We start from the raw sequence: 1,306 nt of genomic DNA on the forward strand, positions 1-1,306 counted from the left end.
GATACTCCTGGAATCGGTACTTTCTATGACTTTTTTGACCGTATGTGGCTTTCTGATTCTAATAATCTTTCTCCAAATGAAAGGTTTGTGAAACCCAAAGTCAAAAAAGGCAAAAAGCATGGTGATAAAACTCCAGCTAACACCGGTACTATCTGTTCTAAACTACTTCCCTTTCTAGTTCGTAACCCTATTAAAAGCAACCATCCCTTTGGCCTTGTTTTTAAACTTTATCAATATCAATTCCTTAATGTTTCTATTACAAAAGAACTGATTAATCCGTCACAGCTTGCAATTGCTGGTGATGGTACCCCAGTTAGAACAGCTGCCCGCATACGTAGAAAACGTATCTGTAACTGTAAAGAAAATGGTATTCACAACTGTAATTGTAAGCGTTTATTTTCCCAGCCTGATTGCAATGGTGGTTGGGATTCCTCTCGTGACTGTTACTTCAATGGCTATCATCTATATATGTTTGTTGCTTCAGATTCCCATAGTGATTTGCCTGTGTTTCCATTACTGGAACGTGCTTCAAGACACGATATGCTTTCTTTTCTACATACGTTCTTTACTATGAAATCTTATCTGCCTTCATTTAAGGTAGATAAAATGTTACTCGACTCTGCGATGGATGCCTTTCCTGTCTACGACTATTGTCGCAAGCAAGGGATTACTCCATTTATTGATTTGAAGAAAACAAACAACGGTAACTACAAATACAAAGATGATTTCACTCTTGATAAAGATGGCGTTCCTATCTGTAAAATGGGCTTACGCATGTACCACGATGGTATTGAAAAAGCAAAGCATCGTGCAAAATTCAGATGCCCTAAAGCTGACCGTAAACATGGATGTTTCTGCGAATCTCCTTGTTCTGATGCAAAGTACGGAAGAACTGTACATACACAACTAAAAGATGATCCAAGATTAATTAACATACCGCCAAGAGACAGTAAGGAATGGAAAAAGGAATATGACAGAAGAACTTCTGTGGAACGTTCTAACAAACGCGAGAAAGAGGATTATAAATTAGAAGGCGGCAGACACCGTTCATCTAAGATGTGGTACTGCCGCCTCTACGCAATCATGATGCTACAACATCTTGACGCATGGGAAATGCCATCTGTTGAGGCATTTCAAAAACATTTAAGCTGACCGCTTAATGTCCATAAGGACAATACCTATTTTAAGGCATAACTTCCGTTATGTCTATTTCTCGTACACAAAATTTCTTCTTTTTTTCCAAAATCACCAATATTCAATTTTCAATCTACATTTGCATCTTTTGATTCTAACTCCGAGAAGTTAT

Annotated in this window: 1 protein-coding gene; it reads left to right on the top strand. The window is 37.8% G+C overall.

Features of this window, described 5'->3' with window-relative positions; translation table 11 throughout:
* Positions 1-1,152: hypothetical protein (locus tag BJR36_RS19995; protein ID WP_091237186.1), on the top strand; the 1,152-nt coding region annotated here is incomplete at its 5' end.
* Between the last annotated feature and the right edge of the window lie 154 nt (positions 1,153-1,306).

The organism is Anaerobium acetethylicum, from assembly GCF_900096945.1.
GTDB classification, from domain to species: domain Bacteria; phylum Bacillota; class Clostridia; order Lachnospirales; family Lachnospiraceae; genus Anaerobium; species Anaerobium acetethylicum.